The organism is Pseudomonas sp. GW821-FHT09E12 (genome assembly GCF_059416085.1).
This window is the reverse complement of the sequence record NZ_JBWKOM010000013.1, coordinates 105,200-122,262: the sequence shown is the minus strand read 5'-3', so window position 1 is coordinate 122,262 and position 17,063 is coordinate 105,200. Positions and strand designations below refer to the sequence as shown.

Here is a 17,063-nt window from a genome sequence, read left to right as displayed (position 1 = left end):
CTTTGTCTGGGTATGTCCACATCGAAGACTGAAGAATCCGGTCAGCCAGATATAAAAATAAAGAAGGGAATTATTTAAAGCTTTTCTGTAAAGCTTATAAAAGCTAGGGATGCCTCTGTCTGTGGATAACTACATTCAGCCCTTGTAGACCGTGGTGTACAGAGAATGACAACACTGTCGAGAAACGGTGCTCTGCCTGTGCTGCGCTATCGGAAAAGCTGTGTGTGGAAAGGTGAGTTATCCACAAGCGGGTTATCCACCGATTTTCGCCCCCAGTTGTGCAATGCCCTCAGGCATGGTTATCCACAGAGCTTATGCACATACCATTGGTCGTGTTTTTTCGGGATAAAGCGTTGATTCATAGTGCCCTGTGATCAACCTACATGTGGATAAGTGTGCGTCTGGTCGCTACAATGGCGGCTTGTTTTTGCCTCACCGGCTTTCAACTTAGGGGATATCCGTGTCAGTGGAACTTTGGCAGCAGTGCGTGGAGCTTCTGCGTGATGAGCTGCCTGCCCAGCAATTCAACACTTGGATCCGTCCGCTACAGGTCGAAGCCGAAGGCGACGAGTTGCGTGTATACGCACCGAATCGTTTTGTTCTCGATTGGGTCAACGAAAAGTACCTGGGCCGCGTGCTCGAGCTGCTGGATGAGCATGGCAATGGCATGGCGCCGGCGCTTTCCTTATTAATAGGCAGCAAACGCAGTTCCGCTCCTCGTGCGGCACCGAACGCTCCGCTGGCCGCCGCGGTTGCCTCTCAGGTTCAGCAGGCAGCAGCTGCCGCCCCAGTCGCTGCGCCGGCTCTGGCCGCACCGACCAAACCGGCGACCCAGAAAGCAGCCGAAGTCAGCGAAGAACCCTCTCGTGACAGCTTCGACCCGATGGCGGGGGCCAGCTCGCAGCAGGCTCCAGTACGCGCCGAACAGCGCACCGTTCAGGTGGAAGGTGCGCTCAAGCACACCAGTTACCTGAACCGCACCTTTACCTTCGAAAACTTTGTGGAAGGCAAGTCCAACCAGCTGGCCCGCGCCGCGGCCTGGCAGGTAGCCGACAACCCCAAGCATGGTTACAACCCGCTCTTCCTTTATGGGGGCGTAGGTTTGGGTAAGACCCACTTGATGCATGCTGTGGGTAACCACCTATTAAAGAAGAACCCGAATGCCAAGGTCGTGTACCTGCATTCCGAGCGCTTCGTGGCGGACATGGTCAAGGCGTTGCAACTCAACGCGATAAACGAATTCAAGCGTTTCTACCGTTCGGTGGATGCGTTGCTGATCGACGATATCCAGTTCTTCGCCCGCAAGGAGCGTTCCCAGGAAGAGTTTTTCCACACCTTCAACGCCCTGCTCGAAGGCGGCCAACAGGTGATTCTCACCAGTGACCGCTATCCGAAGGAGATCGAAGGCCTGGAAGAACGCCTGAAATCGCGCTTCGGCTGGGGCCTGACGGTGGCGGTAGAGCCACCGGAACTGGAAACCCGCGTCGCGATCCTGATGAAGAAAGCCGACCAGGCCAAAGTCGAACTGCCTCACGATGCGGCGTTCTTCATTGCCCAGCGGATTCGCTCCAACGTGCGTGAGCTGGAGGGTGCGCTCAAGCGTGTCATCGCCCACTCGCACTTCATGGGGCGCGACATCACCATCGAGCTGATTCGCGAATCGCTGAAAGACTTGCTGGCCCTGCAGGACAAGCTGGTCTCTGTGGATAACATTCAGCGCACTGTCGCCGAGTACTACAAGATCAAGATCTCCGATCTGCTGTCCAAGCGTCGCTCGCGTTCTGTCGCGCGCCCGCGCCAGGTAGCCATGGCCTTGTCCAAGGAACTGACCAACCACAGCCTGCCGGAAATCGGCGATGTGTTCGGCGGCCGCGATCACACCACGGTCTTGCACGCATGCCGCAAGATCAATGAACTTAAGGAATCCGACGCGGACATCCGCGAGGACTACAAGAACCTGCTGCGTACTCTGACCACTTGATGACTCCAGCGCAGCTTATTAAGGCAAGGGACTAGACCATGCATTTCACCATTCAACGCGAAGCCCTGTTGAAACCCCTGCAACTGGTCGCCGGCGTCGTCGAACGTCGTCAGACCTTGCCGGTACTTTCCAACGTGCTGTTGGTTGTCGAAGGCCAGCAACTGTCGCTGACCGGTACCGACCTGGAAGTCGAGCTGGTCGGTCGCGTGCAGTTGGAAGAGCCGGCGGAGCCAGGCGAAATCACTGTCCCGGCGCGTAAGCTGATGGACATCTGCAAGAGCCTGCCGAACGATGCGCTGATCGACATCAAGGTCGACGAGCAGAAGCTGGTGGTCAAGGCTGGCCGTAGCCGCTTTACCCTGTCCACCTTGCCGGCCAACGACTTCCCGACCGTGGAAGAAGGCCCGGGCTCGCTGACCTGCCAGCTGGAGCAGAGCAAGCTGCGTCGCCTGATCGAGCGCACCAGCTTCGCCATGGCCCAACAGGACGTGCGTTATTACCTCAACGGAATGCTGCTGGAGGTCTCCGCCGGCATCATCCGCGCCGTGGCCACCGACGGTCACCGCCTGGCCATGTGCTCGATGCAGGCCGATATCGGTCAGCCGGATCGCCATCAGGTGATCGTGCCGCGCAAAGGTATCCTGGAACTGGCCCGCCTGCTCACCGAGCCGGATGGCATCGTCAGCATCGTGCTGGGTCAGCACCACATTCGTGCTACTACCGGCGAGTTCACCTTCACCTCCAAGCTGGTCGACGGCAAGTTCCCGGACTATGAGCGCGTGCTGCCGAAGGGCGGTGACAAGCTGGTACTGGGCGACCGTCAGGCGCTGCGTGAGGCCTTCAGCCGTACCGCTATTCTGTCCAACGAGAAGTACCGCGGTATCCGTCTGCAACTGGCCAACGGTCAGCTGAAAATCCAGGCGAACAACCCGGAGCAGGAAGAGGCGGAAGAAGAAGTAGGCGTGGAATACAACGGCGGCTCGCTGGAGATCGGCTTCAACGTGAGCTACCTGCTCGACGTGTTGGGCGTGATGACCACCGAACAGGTACGCCTGATCCTGTCCGATTCCAACAGCAGTGCGCTGGTGCAGGAATCCGACAACGACGACTCGGCCTACGTTGTCATGCCGATGCGCCTGTAATCATGCTCAGCAGAAGCTAGATGTCCCTCAGTCGCGTCTCGGTCACCGCGGTGCGCAATCTGCACCCGGTGACCTTCTCCCCCTCTCCCCGCATCAACCTTCTCTACGGCGCCAACGGCAGTGGCAAAACCAGCGTACTGGAAGCCATCCACTTGCTGGGGCTTGCTCGCTCGTTTCGCAGTGCCCGTTTATTGCCGGTGATCCAGTACGAGCAACTCGCTTGTACGGTGTTCGGTCAGGTCGAGCTGGCAGAAGGCGGGCATAGCAGCCTGGGGATATCTCGCGACCGGCAGGGCGAATTCCAGATCCGTATCGACGGGCAGAACGCCCGCAGCGCGGCACAGCTGGCGGAGATCCTGCCCCTGCAGTTGATCAACCCGGACAGTTTCCGCCTGCTGGAAGGTGCTCCGAAAATCAGGCGCCAGTTCCTTGATTGGGGCGTGTTCCACGTGGAACCCCGCTTCATGTCAACCTGGCAGCGCTTGCAGAAGGCCCTGCGGCAGCGGAACTCATGGCTGCGGCATGGTACACTTGACGCCGCTTCGCAAGCAGCCTGGGACAGGGAACTGTGTCAGGCCAGCGCTGAAATTGATGAATACCGCCGCGCTTATATCAAAGCCTTGAAACCAGTCTTTGAGCGGACCTTGAGCGAGCTGGTAGAGCTCGAGGGCTTAACGCTTAGCTATTACCGTGGTTGGGATAAAGAGCGAGAGCTCAGTGCAGTGCTCGCGACATCCCTCCATCGTGATCAGCAAATGGGTCATACCCAGGCCGGCCCCCAACGTGCTGATTTGCGTCTCAGATTGGGCGCACACAACGCTGCGGACATATTGTCCCGCGGTCAGCAGAAGTTGGTGGTCTGTGCCTTGCGGATCGCCCAGGGGCACCTGGTCAGCCAGGCCCGGCGCGGTCAATGTATTTATCTGGTGGATGACTTGCCGTCCGAACTGGACGAGCAGCATCGCCGCGCACTTTGTCGCTTGTTGGAAGACTTACGCTGCCAGGTGTTCATCACCTGTGTAGACCACGAATTATTGAGGGAAGGCTGGCAGACGGAAACGCCAGTTGCCCTGTTCCACGTGGAACAGGGCCGTATCACCCAGACCCACGACCATCGGGAGTGAAGGCATGAGCGAAGAAAACACGTACGACTCGAGCAGCATTAAAGTGCTGAAAGGTTTGGATGCCGTACGCAAACGTCCCGGTATGTACATTGGTGACACCGACGATGGCAGCGGTCTGCACCATATGGTGTTCGAGGTGGTCGATAACTCGATCGACGAAGCTCTGGCCGGCCATTGCGACGACATCAGCATCATCATCCACCCGGACGAATCCATTACCGTGCGCGACAACGGTCGCGGCATCCCGGTAGACGTGCATAAAGAAGAAGGCGTTTCCGCAGCCGAGGTCATCATGACCGTACTGCACGCCGGCGGTAAGTTCGACGATAACTCCTACAAAGTATCCGGCGGTCTGCACGGTGTGGGTGTGTCGGTAGTGAACGCCCTGTCCGAAGAACTGGTCCTGACCGTTCGCCGCAGTGGCAAGATCTGGGAACAGACCTACGTTCATGGTGTGCCTCAGGCGCCTATGGCTATCGTCGGTGACAGCGAAACCACCGGTACCCAGATTCACTTCAAGGCTTCCAGCGAGACCTTCAAGAACATCCACTTTAGCTGGGACATCCTGGCCAAGCGGATTCGTGAACTGTCCTTCCTCAACTCCGGTGTCGGTATCGTTCTGAAGGACGAGCGCAGCGGCAAGGAAGAACTGTTCAAGTACGAAGGCGGCTTGCGTGCGTTCGTTGAATACCTGAACACCAACAAGACTGCGGTCAACCAGGTGTTCCACTTCAATGTACAGCGTGAAGACGGCATCGGCGTGGAAATCGCCCTGCAGTGGAACGACAGCTTCAACGAAAACCTGCAGTGCTTTACCAACAACATTCCGCAGCGCGACGGCGGCACCCACCTGGTGGGCTTCCGTTCGGCGCTGACGCGTAACCTGAACAACTACATCGAACAGGAAGGCCTGGCGAAGAAGCACAAGGTCGCCACCACCGGTGACGATGCCCGTGAAGGCCTGACCGCGATCATTTCGGTCAAGGTGCCGGATCCGAAGTTCAGCTCCCAGACCAAAGACAAGCTGGTGTCTTCCGAAGTGAAGACCGCGGTCGAACAGGAAATGGGCAAGTACTTCTCCGACTTCCTGCTGGAAAACCCGAACGAAGCCAAGCTGGTGGTCGGCAAGATGCTCGACGCCGCCCGTGCCCGTGAAGCGGCGCGTAAAGCCCGTGAGATGACCCGTCGTAAAGGCGCGCTGGATATCGCCGGCCTGCCGGGCAAACTGGCGGACTGCCAGGAAAAAGACCCTGCCCTTTCCGAACTCTACCTGGTGGAAGGTGACTCTGCTGGCGGCTCCGCCAAGCAGGGACGCAACCGTAAGACCCAGGCGATCCTGCCGCTCAAGGGCAAGATCCTCAACGTCGAGAAAGCGCGCTTCGACAAGATGATTTCCTCGCAGGAGGTCGGCACCTTGATCACTGCACTCGGTTGCGGCATCGGCCGTGAAGAGTACAACATCGACAAGCTGCGTTATCACAACATCATCATCATGACCGACGCCGACGTCGACGGTTCGCACATCCGTACCCTGCTCCTGACCTTCTTCTTCCGTCAGTTGCCGGAGCTGATCGAGCGTGGCTACATCTACATCGCTCAACCGCCGCTGTACAAGGTCAAGAAAGGCAAGCAAGAGCAATACATCAAAGACGACGACGCCATGGAAGAGTACATGACGCAGTCGGCCCTGGAAGATGCGAGCCTGCACCTGAACGAAGAAGCACCGGGTATTTCCGGCGAGGCACTGGAGCGCCTGGTGAACGACTTCCGCATGGTCATGAAGACCCTCAAGCGTCTGTCGCGCCTGTACCCTCAAGAGCTGACCGAGCACTTCATCTACCTGCCGGCCGTGAGCCTGGAGCAACTCTCCGATCACGCGGCGATGCAGGATTGGCTGGCCCAGTATGAAGTCCGCCTGCGCACCGTCGAGAAGTCCGGCCTGGTCTACAAGGCCAGCCTGCGTGAAGACCGTGAACGTAATGTGTGGCTGCCAGAGGTCGAACTGATCTCCCACGGCCTGTCGAACTACGTCACCTTCAACCGCGACTTCTTCGGCAGCAATGACTACAAGACCGTCGTCACCCTCGGTGCTCAACTGAGCTCCCTGCTGGACGAAGGCGCTTATATTCAGCGCGGCGAGCGCAAGAAGGCGGTGACCGAGTTCAAGGAAGCCCTGGACTGGCTGATGACCGAAAGCACCAAGCGCCACACCATCCAGCGATACAAAGGTCTGGGCGAGATGAACCCGGATCAGTTGTGGGAAACCACCATGGACCCAAGCGTGCGCCGCATGCTCAAGGTCACCATCGAAGACGCCATCGGCGCCGACCAGATCTTCAACACCCTGATGGGGGATGCGGTCGAGCCTCGTCGTGACTTCATCGAAAGCAACGCCCTGGCGGTATCCAACCTGGACTTCTGATCCGGGTTGCATCGCCGAAATGAAAAAGGCCAACGCTCAGCGTTGGCCTTTTTTATTGCCCGGTTAAAAGGGGCGCCCTACTCGGCCGCTGAAACACTTTCCAGGCGATAGCCATAACCATAGATGGTCAGCAACTGCCAGCCACGATCCGCGGTCAACCCCAGCTTGTTGCGCAAGCGGTAGATGTGAGTGTCCAGGGGACGGGAGGAGACGATTTCCTCGTGGGTCCAGAAACGTTCGTAGAGGTATTCCCGGGATAACGGCCGACCCAGGTTGGCGAACAGGCAGCGGGCCAGGCGGTACTCGCGTTCGGTGAGGCTGATCGGGTTGCCAGCTCGGGTCACGGTCAGCTCGGCGTCATCGAAGGCCAGGTCGTTGAAGGTTTGCACCTCGACGGCTGCCGATCGCTGCAAGCCGTGACGCCGCAGGACGGCGGTTACCCGTGCCTTGAGTTCGTTGGGGCGGAAAGGTTTGCTCACATAGTCGTCGGCACCGGTGTTCAGGGCCTGGACGATATCGCTCTCGGCATCGCGGCTGGTGAGCATGATGGCCGCCGGTGGCGCCTCCATGTGTTCACGGGTCCAGCGCAGCAACGACAGCCCGCTGAGGTCCGGCAGCTGCCAGTCGAGTATCAGCAGGTCGAAGGTTTCGCGCCGCAGCTGCCGCAGCAGATCCTCGCCACGCTCGAAGCTGTGCAGCGTCCATGGCTGTTCCCCGGGGCCGGGGATCTGTCGCAGTGTCTGTTCCACCCGCGCCAGTTCGGCGGGTTCGTCATCCAGTATTGCGACACGCATGCGGGGCAGTTCCTTTTATCGCGAGAGAATGCTGATGGCTTTATTTGAGGCCTTACCTGGCGCTGAGTTTAGGCTGATCAGACGAATCTGAACAATTGTGGCGAATTGCTCTGGTTCATACCTTTGCTCGGTACGCTGATGTCATATAGCCGGTAGCCGACAGGAGCACTGTCCATCCGGCCTGCATTCATTGCAGAACGATACCGGCTCGAACGTGCAAGGAAAAGGACTATGGGGAACATCCAGGGGAAGGGGCGGTTGCTCTACGCAGGCATTGCGCGGGCAGCGGACCTGGCTCGATTTACCACACTGATGCTCGCGGCTTGCCTGAGCCTGGGTTCGACTGCGGAGCAGCCTGCGCTGCCGTCTTCGGACTACACCTTGCCGGTGCAGCGCTATTTCAGCCCATCCGTAACCACTATCGGGTTCAGCGATTCCCAGGGATTCGCCCCGATCAGCGCGCCACAGATGACCCAGCCTATGGTCTATCAGGAGCAGCAGCGTTGGGTGTTCTAGATCAGACAATTCTGAACAAATATTGCAAACCGGCCCGGCCTCCACACCATGCCGGTACATTCGTAGTCGCTGAGTGGCACACAGGGGCATTCGGAAGTGCTCCGACACAGGGAGTGTCAACCGCCGGATTGGCGGGCGTCAGACCGAGGCTTGGCCTCGATTTGCAGTACAGGGGAATACAGGGAGTGCCTCCTCAGGACGTAATGCTTCGACACAGGGATGTGTCATCCCTCCTCTCCCGCGCGGCCCCACGACGCCGCCAGCCAACAAACAACTCCTCATTTTTTATCTGTGAAGGCCTCTGATGAAGACATTCGGCGCTGAGTTTTTCGGTACGTTCTGGTTGGTCCTGGGCGGGTGCGGGAGCGCCGTGCTGGCGGCCGGCGTTCCGCAGTTCGGGATCGGTTACCTGGGGGTAGCCCTGGCCTTTGGCCTGAGCGTCCTGACCATGGCTTATGCATTGGGTCCGATTTCCGGGGCTCACCTCAACCCCGCGGTCTCGGTCGGACTGTGGTTGAGTGGGCGTTTCCCGGGTAGCCGGCTGCTGCCTTATATCGTCGCCCAGGTTCTCGGTGGACTCGCCGCGGGTGGCGTGCTGTTCCTGATCGCTTCCGGCAAGGTCGGTTTCGACGCGTCGGCGGGCTTCGCGGCCAATGGCTATGGTGAGCACTCGCCTGGTGGCTACTCGATGTTTGCTGCGCTGTTGACCGAAGTTGTGCTCACGGCGATGTTCCTCCTGATCATCCTGGGTGCCACCGCCAAGCGTGCTCCAGCCGGTTTTGCGCCGATTGCCATTGGCCTGACGCTGACCCTGATCCACCTGATCAGCATTCCGGTCACCAATACCTCGGTCAACCCGGCCCGCAGCACCGCGGTAGCTTTCTTCGCCGGTGAGTGGGCCGTGTCCCAGCTGTGGCTGTTCTGGGTAGCACCTCTGTTGGGCGCAGGGCTGGGAGCCCTGGCCTATCGGTTGATCTCCATCGAGCGGGACTGACCTGTGCGGCCGGATGCGCCGATTCGCATCCGGCCGGCATGGAGCCAAACAGCGCAGCCGCTCTCCAGCGGTTGTGCTGTTTATCCCGTAAGGGAATGACCCTGGCCGGCCTTGGTTCGAGAGGTATGGTCAGAACGCTAACAATGCAGTTCTAATGGCACGGACTTCAGAAGAGCGCGACTACGGACCTATGAACCCATGACCTCCTTGCACATCCGCCACCGGGCCATGCTCGTGTCGTTTCTTCTCGGTAGCGCACTGGCCTTTTCCACGGTGCAGGCTGCCGTTGCAGCACCCAAGCGCCCTCCCTATATCGATGAAAACCAGCAATGCCGTGGCCAGCCGTTGCCGGCGACGGTCGAGCACCTTACGGGCGAAGCCTGGAAGTTGGATGCCAAGGGCAACCAGGTGCCCCTGGAAGAAGGCATGAGCGTCGATGAACTCGAAGGGGTGAAGACCTCGCCTTCGGCATTCGTCAGCCTGTCCCTGGGCGATGGTTCGCTGGTGGTACTGCCCTCCAGTTCCCAGATCACCCTGCACCTGAACGAAGAACATGCGATCCCCCAGGTCGCGCTCGAGCAGGGGCAGATCGAATCCTATGTCATCAAGCGCCCGAGCGATTACGACCGTTTCCAGATCGTCACGCCGATCGGCGTGCTGGGCGTACGCGGCACGCACTTCCGGGTGCGTAACGACGATCAGTTGTCGCTGGTGGAAGTGCTCAACGGCCAGGTAGCGGTCAACCGCGAAGACGACGAAGCGCCGAAAAAGACCAAGGGCAAGAAACGCCCTGTGGATAAACCGGTCGGACCGGTTCCCGGTGAAGTCCAGGTCATGGCTCGCCAAGGTTTGCGCATCCAGAAAGAAGGCCCGTTGAAGCCGGTCGATCTGTTGCCCGCACCGCAGCTGATGGGCCAGGCGGGCCAGACGGGCGGTCTGCCGGTCTGGCAGCTGATCATGAAGCCCTTGCCGGGCGCCAAGCGTTACCGGGCCCAGGTGGCGACTGACAAAAGTTTCCTCAATATCAAGCAGGAACAGTTCTCCAGCACGCCGGAAGTCAACTTCAGCGGCCTGGAAGCGTTTTTTTATCATGTCCGCCTTTCTGCTTTCGATGAGCACGGACTCGAAGGAGAGACGGGCGTCTATGACATTTTCTATTACCCCAGGACCACGCGTGTTCAGTAAGTGCGCGGCGGTTTGTCGGTGAGGCGCTGGCGCCGACCCGAGGGCCGGGAGCCGACGCAAGCCCAGCGACTGTTTGGCGGTCTGGTGCGGGAATGGGCATGGGTCAGCCTGATCCTGTTGCCCTTGACCGCCCTGCTGTCGTTGAGCCACGGGCTGGCGCTGAATAATCTGCTGTATGACAACCTGCGGCGGCTCAGCCCGCTGCCGGTCGATTCGCGGCTGCTGCTGATCACCATCGACGACTACAGCCTGCAGCAGCTGGGCCAGTGGCCCTGGCCGCGTACCCTGCACGCCGACCTGCTGGATCGGCTGACGGCGGCCAAGGTCCAGGGTGTGTTGTTCGACGTGATCTTCAGCGAACCCGACAGCGTTCCCGAAAACGATCAACGACTGGCCCAGGCGGTCTGCCGCGAGGGCAAGGTATTCCTGCCCCTGCTGCGCGAGAGTGTGGCCCGCTACGGCCAGCCGCTGGGTGAGATCGAACCGGTGCCGCCGTTGAGCCAGTGCGCCAAGGCGGTCGGCCATATCAATGCCGAGGCCGACGCCGACGGCACGGTTCGCAGCGTCTATCTGCGCGAAGGCCCACCGCAGGCACCGAAGGCGCAACTGGCCTGGCTGCTTTATCAACAGGCATACCCGGGCACGGCCCTGTCGATGCCCGGTTCGGACACCGCGCAGATCGCCCAGGGCTGGCTGCGCAGCAACCCAGTACGCATCCCCTTCATCAGTCCCCATGGCGGTTTCCCCAGTGTTCCCTATGTCAGCGTATTGCGCGGCGAAGTCCCGCCGGAACTGTTGCGCGACAAGCTGATCCTGATCGGCACTACCGCGCCCGGGCTGGGTGACCGCTATGTCACCCCGCAGTCGGCCAGTGTCGGCACCACCCCAGGTATCGAGATCCAGGCCAACCTGCTCAATGGCTTGTTGCAGCAGCGCACCATCGTCGCCCTCGGGCAATGGTCGGTCGCGGCGCTGTCGGTGCTGCTGGTGGCGGCCTTGCTGGGATTGCTGCTGGTGCGGCCGCGGCATGCGTTGTGGCTGACCCTGGCCTGCATGGCAGCTGCCCTGCTCGGTTCGGCCGGGCTGCTGCGCCTGGGGCTGTGGTGGCCGCCGGTGGCCAGCCTGTTGGGGATGTTGCTGGCGTACCTGATCTGGAACTGGCGCCGCCTGAGCGTGATCCTGGCCTACTTCGGCTGGGAGCTGGCACGCCTGGACAGCGAGCCTAAGGTGCTGCCCGAGCGCCGACGCACCCAGACCCCTGCCGGGGATGTACTGCAGGGGCAGATCGTGGCGTTGGAACAGGCCTTGAGCCGCACCCGCGACACCCGCCGCTTCATTGCCGATGGCCTGGAATACCTGCCGGTGGCCACCCTGATCAGCGATCCGGACGGTCGCGTGCTGCTAGCCAACCGCAATGCTCGCGAAGTGTTCGGCAACGCGCTGATCGGCGAGGACCTGGTCCGGCAGTTGGCCGGCCTGGGTTATCCCGGTTTGCAGGACGAGCAACGCCCTGCCCTGTCGCAACTGCAGCCTGTGGAATTTCGCGATATCGAGCAGCGCAGCCTGCGCGTGGACCTGGCACCCCTGCTGCCGATCGACAGCGATACGCCGATCGGCTGGCTGCTGAGCCTCACTGACCTGAGCCTGGAACGGGACGCCGAACAGCAGCGGGCAACCCTGTTGCGCTTCCTGTCCCATGACCTGCGCGCGCCTCATTCGGCGATCCTGGCCTTGCTCGATGTACAGCGGCACCAGGGCTCGGGCGACACGCGGATCTACAGTCAGATCGAACTCCAGGTGCGTCGCGCCCTGGGGCTCACCGAAGCCTTCGTGCAACTGGCGAAGGCCGAGTCCGAGGCCTATCAGTTCCAGCCGAGCATGTTCGCCATGCTGGTGCTGGACGCGTTCGACCAGGCCATGACCATCGCCCAGCTGAAAAACATCCAGCTGGTGCATGACCTCGACGATGATGCCGAAGGCATGGTGCTGGCCGATCAGTCCCTGCTGACCCGGGCCTTGTTCAACCTGCTGGAAAACGCCATCAAGTACAGCCCGTCGGGCTCGACTGTCCGGGTGCAAGTCGCGTGTACGGAGGGCTGGCTGACCTGCGATATCACCGATCAGGGCAAAGGCATTGCGGCCGATGAACTGCCGCAGCTGTTTGTGCAGTACCAGCGCTTCGCCTCGGCCCAAGGCAGCGAAGGCCTGGGGCTTGGGTTGTCGATGGTCAAGGCGGTGGTCGACCGGCATGAAGGGCGGATTGTCTGCCGTAGCGTGGTCGGCGAGGGGACGACCTTCAGCCTGCAATTACCTCTGCTCACGGACTGAATATCGACAGGCGAAAAAAAAACCGGCTCCAGGCCGGTTTTTTCGTATCCAGAAAACTTATGCACCTTTTCCGGTATTTTATGGGTTTAGGAAATATGTATATAAATCATCTAGTTATGGATTTGATATAGCGATTTCCAATAAAACGGTACACAGGTTATCCACAGAAACTCAAATGGCCATTTTGTCCGGCGCCGCGGCTACCGGAGGCAGCGAACCCATGTCCCGCTGCGCCTGCTCATTCCAGGCCGCGACCCGGTCGTTGAGCTCGGCGATGGCCCGTGGACCGGAGCCTTCGGCGTGCATCGGCGCACCAATCACCACGGTGATGGTGCCGGGGTGCCTGAGCCAACCGGTCTTCGGCCAGTATTTGCCGGCGTTGTGCGCTACCGGCAGCACCGGTAAGTCGGCATTGACCGCCAGGGCGCTGCCGCTGCGGGAGAACTTGCCCATCTGGCCGTAAGGCACCCGGGTGCCTTCCGGGAAGATCAACACCCAGACATTGTCCTTGAGCAGCTCGTCGCCCTTGCTGGCGACCTGCTTGAGCGCGGCCTTGGGATTGTCGCGGTCGATGGCGATCGGACGCAGCATGGCCATGGCCCAGCCGAAGAACGGCACATACAGCAGTTCACGCTTGAGCACCTGGCTCAGCGGTTCGAAATAGGCCGAGAGAAAGAACGTCTCCCAGGTGCTCTGGTGGTTCGAGACAATCACGCAAGGACGCTCGGGGATATTTTCCGCGCCCTTCACTTCTACGTTGATCTTGAGAAACACCTTGGTCAGCCACAATGCGCAGCGGCACCAATAGACGTTGATAAAGCGATAGCGCGCCTTGAACGGCAGGAAGGGCGCGATAAAAAAGCTCAGGGAGCACCACAGCAACGAACTGGTGCCCAGCAGCAGGTAAAAGAAGAAGGTTCTGATTGCCTGCAGGATCGACATAGCGGCGTTTACCGTTGCGGGCATTGCCCGCCTCTAAAAAAGCACACTCCCGAACAACCCTTGGTCAGGATCTCAGAAGGACTCTAATTGTGGATAAGTTCAGCGGCAACTGCCGCCAGGTCGTCAAAAATCAAGGTGCCTACCGGTAGGGTTTTCCCCAGGGTCTTTTCGCCTTTCCCGGTCTTTACCAAAACTGGCTGAGAGTCGACGGCTTTTGCGGCTTCCAGGTCACCGAGACTGTCGCCCACAAACCATAGACCAGCCAGATCCACTGCGTAGTGCCAGGCAATGGTCTGCAACATGCCGGGCTTGGGTTTGCGGCAGGCGCAACCTTCGTCCGGGCCATGGGGGCAGTACACGATGAGACCGAGTTCGCCGCCCTGCTCGGCCACCAGAGCGCGCAGGCGCTCGTGCATGGCGTCGAGGGTGGCGACATCGTAGTAACCGCGAGCGATGCCCGACTGGTTGGTAGCGACTGCTACCGTCCAGCCGGCCTTGCTCAACTGCGCGATGGCTTCGACCGAGCCGGGGAGCGGAATCCACTCCTCCACCGATTTGATGTAAGCGTCGGAGTCGTAATTGATCACTCCGTCCCGATCGAGAATCAGCAGCTTCACGGTACGCCTTACCCCAGCAACGAGATGTCGGCGACACCGAGGAACAGACCCCGCAGACGTGCCAGCAGCGCGTAGCGGTTGGCCCGCACGTTGGCGTCTTCGGCGTTGACCATCACCTTCTCGAAGAAGGCGTCGACCGGCTCGCGCAGGGCGGCCAGGCGGGCCAGGGTCTCGCTGTACTGACGCGCCGCGGCCATTGGCTGCACGGCCTGGTCCGCTTGCTGGATCGCCGAGTACAGGGAGAACTCGTTGGCGTTGTCGAAGTACTTGGCCTCCACGGTGGTCGGCACGCTGCCTTCGACCTTGCTCAGCAGGTTCGAGACGCGCTTGTTCACCGCGGCCAATGCGGCGGCTTCCGGCAGCTTGCGGAAGGCCTGCACGGCCTGCACGCGCTGGTCGAAGTCCAGGGCCGAACCCGGCTTCAGGGCACGGACCGACAGGTAGGTGGCGACATCCACGCCTTCGTCTTCGTAACGGGCACGCAGACGGTCGAAGATGAACTCCAGGACCTGATCGGCCAGGCCGGCGCTCTTGACCTTGCTGCCGAACGCGCTGACGGCGAACGCCACGGCTTCGGTCAGGTCCAGGTCGAGCTTCTTGTCGATCAGGATGCGCAGCACGCCCAGCGCGGCACGACGCAGCGCGTACGGGTCCTTGCTGCCGGTTGGCAGCATGCCGATGCCGAAGATGCCGACCAGGGTGTCGAGCTTGTCGGCGATGGCCACGGCGGCACCGGTGACGGTGCTTGGCAGCTCGGCGCCGGCGCCACGCGGCATGTATTGCTCGTTCAGCGCCAGGGCGACGTCTTCCGGCTCGCCGTCATTGAGGGCGTAGTAGTAACCGGCGATGCCTTGCATTTCCGGGAACTCGCCGACCATTTCGGTGGCCAGGTCGCACTTCGACAGCAGGCCCGCACGCGCGGCACGCTGGGCGTCGCCGCCGATGCGCGGGGCGATGAACGCGGCCAGTTTCGAGACGCGCTCGGCCTTGTCGTAGACGCTGCCCAGCTTCTCCTGGAACACCACGTTCTGCAGGCGCTGGTTGAAGTCTTCGAGCTTCTGTTTCTTGTCCTGCTTGAAGAAGAACTCGGCGTCGGTCAGGCGTGGGCGAACGACTTTCTCGTTGCCCTCGATGATCTGGCGCGGGTCCTTGCTTTCGATGTTGGCCACGGTAATGAAACGCGGCAGCAGCTTGCCGTCGACGTCCAGCAGGCAGAAGTACTTCTGGTTGTCCTGCATGGTGGTGATCAGGGCTTCCTGCGGCACTTCGAGGAAACGCTCCTCGAACGAGCACACCAGCGGCACCGGCCATTCCACCAGGGCGGTCACTTCGTCCAGCAAATCGGCTGGAACGATGGCGGTGCCTTCCTGCAGGCGCGCCAGTTCTTCGGTGCGCTTGCTGATCAGCTCGCGACGCTCGTTGGCATCGGCCAGCACATAGGCGGCACGCAGGTCGTCCAGGTAGTTGGCCGGCGAGGTGATGCGCACGCTTTGCGGATGATGGAAGCGGTGGCCACGGGAGTCGCGACCGGCTTTCTGGGCGAGGATGGTGCAGTCGATGACCTGGTCACCCAGCAGCATCACCAGCCATTGGGTCGGACGCACGAACTCTTCCTTGCGCGCGGCCCAACGCATGCGTTTCGGAATCGGCAGGTCGTTCAGCGAGTCTTCGACGATGGTCGGCAGCAGGCTGGCGGTCGGCTTGCCCTTGATGCTCTGGCTGTAGCGCAGCTTCGGCCCGCTCTGGTCGATTTCGCTCAGGTCCACGCCACATTTCTTGGCGAAGCCCAGGGCGGCCTGGGTCGGGTTGCCTTCGGCGTCGAAGGCGGCCTGGCGCGGTGGGCCGTCGAGGTTGATGCTGCGGTCCGGCTGCTGGGTGGCCAGGCCGCTGATCAGCACCGCCAGGCGGCGTGGCGCGGCGTAGACATGTTTGGTTTCGAAGTTCAGGCCGGCGGCCTGCAGGCCTTTTTCGATACCGCCCAGGAAGGCTTCGGCCAGGGTGTTCAGGGCTTTGGGTGGCAGTTCTTCAGTGCCCAGTTCAACCAGAAAATCTTGCGCACTCATTGTGCCGCCTCCAACTTAGCCAACACTTCATCACGCAGGTCCGGAGTCGCCATCGGGAAGCCCAGCTTGGCGCGGGCCAGCAGGTAGGCTTGCGCGACGGAACGCGCCAGGGTGCGCACACGCAGGATGTACTGCTGACGCGCGGTCACGGAGATCGCGCGACGGGCATCCAGCAGGTTGAAGGTGTGCGAGGCCTTGAGGACCATTTCATAGCTCGGCAACGGCAGCGGCTGATCCAGCTCGATCAGGCGCTTGGCTTCGCTTTCGTAGAAATCGAACAGTTCGAACAGCTTCTCGACGTTGGCGTGTTCGAAGTTGTAGGTCGACTGCTCCACTTCGTTCTGGTGGAACACGTCGCCGTAGGTCACCTTGCCGAACGGACCGTCGGCCCAGACCAGGTCGTAGACCGAATCCACGCCCTGCAGGTACATGGCCAGGCGTTCCAGGCCGTAGGTGATCTCGCCGGTCACCGGGTAGCACTCGATGCCACCGGCTTGCTGGAAGTAGGTGAACTGAGTCACTTCCATGCCGTTGAGCCAGACTTCCCAGCCCAGGCCCCAGGCGCCGAGGGTTGGTGATTCCCAGTTGTCTTCGACGAAACGGATGTCGTGCACCAGCGGGTCGAGGCCGACGTGTTTGAGCGAGCCCAGGTACAGCTCCTGGAAGTTTTCCGGGTTCGGCTTCAAGACCACCTGGAACTGGTAGTAGTGCTGCAGACGGTTCGGGTTTTCGCCGTAGCGGCCGTCAGTCGGGCGACGACTGGGCTGCACATAAGCGGCGTTCCAGGTTTCCGGGCCGATGGCGCGCAGGAACGTGGCGGTATGGAAAGTGCCGGCGCCTACTTCCATATCGTAGGGCTGAAGTACCACACAACCTTGCTCGGCCCAGTATTGCTGGAGGGCGAGGATCAAGTCTTGGAAGGTACGCACGGCTGGCGTAGGCTGGCTCACGAAAT

13 protein-coding genes are annotated in these 17,063 nt (G+C 60.8%); 8 read left to right on the top strand and 5 right to left on the bottom strand.

Going from position 1 to position 17,063, the window contains the following annotated elements; all coding sequences use genetic code 11:
* Positions 1 to 460 precede the first annotated feature (460 nt).
* Genes dnaA through gyrB form a run of 4 tightly spaced genes read left to right on the top strand, consistent with a single transcriptional unit; the run spans position 461 to position 6,669 of the window.
* Positions 461 to 1,981 carry a chromosomal replication initiator protein DnaA gene (dnaA, locus tag AC07PQ_RS29805; RefSeq protein ID WP_493186707.1) on the top strand — a complete coding sequence of 507 codons (1,521 nt, stop codon included), beginning with the start codon at positions 461 to 463 and terminating at the stop codon, positions 1,979 to 1,981.
* 38 nt (positions 1,982 to 2,019) lie between these two features.
* A complete protein-coding gene (dnaN, locus tag AC07PQ_RS29800) occupies positions 2,020 to 3,123 on the top strand; it encodes a DNA polymerase III subunit beta (RefSeq protein ID WP_007924473.1) in 1,104 nt (367 codons plus the stop codon).
* 20 nt (positions 3,124 to 3,143) lie between these two features.
* Positions 3,144 to 4,247, top strand: a complete 1,104-nt coding sequence (recF, locus tag AC07PQ_RS29795) for a DNA replication/repair protein RecF (RefSeq protein ID WP_007924472.1) — start codon at positions 3,144 to 3,146, stop codon at positions 4,245 to 4,247.
* A gap of 4 nt (positions 4,248 to 4,251) precedes the next feature.
* Entirely contained in the window at positions 4,252 to 6,669 is a 2,418-nt protein-coding gene (gene gyrB, locus AC07PQ_RS29790; protein WP_007924471.1) for a DNA topoisomerase (ATP-hydrolyzing) subunit B, read from the top strand.
* Between the two features lie 77 nt (positions 6,670 to 6,746).
* Here gyrB and AC07PQ_RS29785 read toward each other — a convergent pair whose 3' ends face one another.
* The gene (locus AC07PQ_RS29785; protein ID WP_009041468.1) at positions 6,747 to 7,463 is read right to left on the bottom strand and encodes a response regulator transcription factor; all 717 of its coding nucleotides are present in this window, start codon (positions 7,461 to 7,463) and stop codon (positions 6,747 to 6,749) included.
* Positions 7,464 to 7,694: 231 nt separating this feature from the next.
* On the opposite strand from AC07PQ_RS29785, the gene AC07PQ_RS29780 reads away from it, so the two are divergent.
* The 4 genes from AC07PQ_RS29780 (at position 7,695) to AC07PQ_RS29765 (ending at position 12,486) form a co-directional block, all read left to right on the top strand.
* Complete coding sequence (locus tag AC07PQ_RS29780) at positions 7,695 to 7,979, top strand: hypothetical protein (RefSeq protein ID WP_493186706.1); 285 nt, start codon at positions 7,695 to 7,697, stop codon at positions 7,977 to 7,979.
* Between the two features lie 304 nt (positions 7,980 to 8,283).
* On the top strand, positions 8,284 to 8,973 hold the full coding sequence (gene aqpZ / locus AC07PQ_RS29775; RefSeq protein WP_007921032.1) for an aquaporin Z: 690 nt from the start codon (positions 8,284 to 8,286) through the stop codon (positions 8,971 to 8,973).
* 198 nt (positions 8,974 to 9,171) lie between these two features.
* Positions 9,172 to 10,158 carry a FecR family protein gene (locus AC07PQ_RS29770; protein ID WP_007921031.1) on the top strand — a complete coding sequence of 329 codons (987 nt, stop codon included), beginning with the start codon at positions 9,172 to 9,174 and terminating at the stop codon, positions 10,156 to 10,158.
* A 12-nt stretch (positions 10,159 to 10,170) separates the two neighbouring features.
* Positions 10,171 to 12,486 carry a CHASE2 domain-containing protein gene (locus AC07PQ_RS29765; protein ID WP_493186705.1) on the top strand — a complete coding sequence of 772 codons (2,316 nt, stop codon included), beginning with the start codon at positions 10,171 to 10,173 and terminating at the stop codon, positions 12,484 to 12,486.
* 171 nt (positions 12,487 to 12,657) lie between these two features.
* Here AC07PQ_RS29765 and AC07PQ_RS29760 read toward each other — a convergent pair whose 3' ends face one another.
* The 4 genes from AC07PQ_RS29760 to glyQ all read right to left on the bottom strand — a co-directional run bounded on the left by AC07PQ_RS29760 (position 12,658) and on the right by glyQ (position 17,058).
* Positions 12,658 to 13,428 (bottom strand): lysophospholipid acyltransferase family protein, encoded by a 771-nt coding sequence (locus tag AC07PQ_RS29760; RefSeq protein WP_493186714.1) that lies wholly within the window; start codon positions 13,426 to 13,428, stop codon positions 12,658 to 12,660.
* A gap of 83 nt (positions 13,429 to 13,511) precedes the next feature.
* Positions 13,512 to 14,045, bottom strand: a complete 534-nt coding sequence (gene gmhB / locus AC07PQ_RS29755) for a D-glycero-beta-D-manno-heptose 1,7-bisphosphate 7-phosphatase (RefSeq protein WP_493186704.1) — start codon at positions 14,043 to 14,045, stop codon at positions 13,512 to 13,514.
* An 8-nt stretch (positions 14,046 to 14,053) separates the two neighbouring features.
* The gene (glyS, locus tag AC07PQ_RS29750; RefSeq protein ID WP_007921024.1) at positions 14,054 to 16,108 is read right to left on the bottom strand and encodes a glycine--tRNA ligase subunit beta; all 2,055 of its coding nucleotides are present in this window, start codon (positions 16,106 to 16,108) and stop codon (positions 14,054 to 14,056) included.
* On the bottom strand, positions 16,105 to 17,058 hold the full coding sequence (gene glyQ, locus AC07PQ_RS29745) for a glycine--tRNA ligase subunit alpha (protein WP_003177094.1): 954 nt from the start codon (positions 17,056 to 17,058) through the stop codon (positions 16,105 to 16,107). Before glyQ ends, glyS begins: the two co-directional genes overlap by 4 nt.
* Positions 17,059 to 17,063 lie beyond the last annotated feature (5 nt).

What these genes read in the sequence shown, in the direction of transcription:
- AC07PQ_RS29785 (WP_009041468.1), bottom strand. Translation starts at nt 7,463, where the DNA reads ATGCGTGTCGCAATACTGGATGACGAACCCGCCGAACTGGCGCGGGTG.
- recF (WP_007924472.1), top strand. Translation starts at nt 3,144, where the DNA reads ATGTCCCTCAGTCGCGTCTCGGTCACCGCGGTGCGCAATCTGCACCCG.
- gyrB (WP_007924471.1), top strand. Translation starts at nt 4,252, where the DNA reads ATGAGCGAAGAAAACACGTACGACTCGAGCAGCATTAAAGTGCTGAAA.
- glyS (WP_007921024.1), bottom strand. Translation starts at nt 16,108, where the DNA reads ATGAGTGCGCAAGATTTTCTGGTTGAACTGGGCACTGAAGAACTGCCA.
- dnaN (WP_007924473.1), top strand. Translation starts at nt 2,020, where the DNA reads ATGCATTTCACCATTCAACGCGAAGCCCTGTTGAAACCCCTGCAACTG.
- AC07PQ_RS29760 (WP_493186714.1), bottom strand. Translation starts at nt 13,428, where the DNA reads ATGTCGATCCTGCAGGCAATCAGAACCTTCTTCTTTTACCTGCTGCTG.
- aqpZ (WP_007921032.1), top strand. Translation starts at nt 8,284, where the DNA reads ATGAAGACATTCGGCGCTGAGTTTTTCGGTACGTTCTGGTTGGTCCTG.
- AC07PQ_RS29770 (WP_007921031.1), top strand. Translation starts at nt 9,172, where the DNA reads ATGACCTCCTTGCACATCCGCCACCGGGCCATGCTCGTGTCGTTTCTT.
- AC07PQ_RS29780 (WP_493186706.1), top strand. Translation starts at nt 7,695, where the DNA reads ATGGGGAACATCCAGGGGAAGGGGCGGTTGCTCTACGCAGGCATTGCG.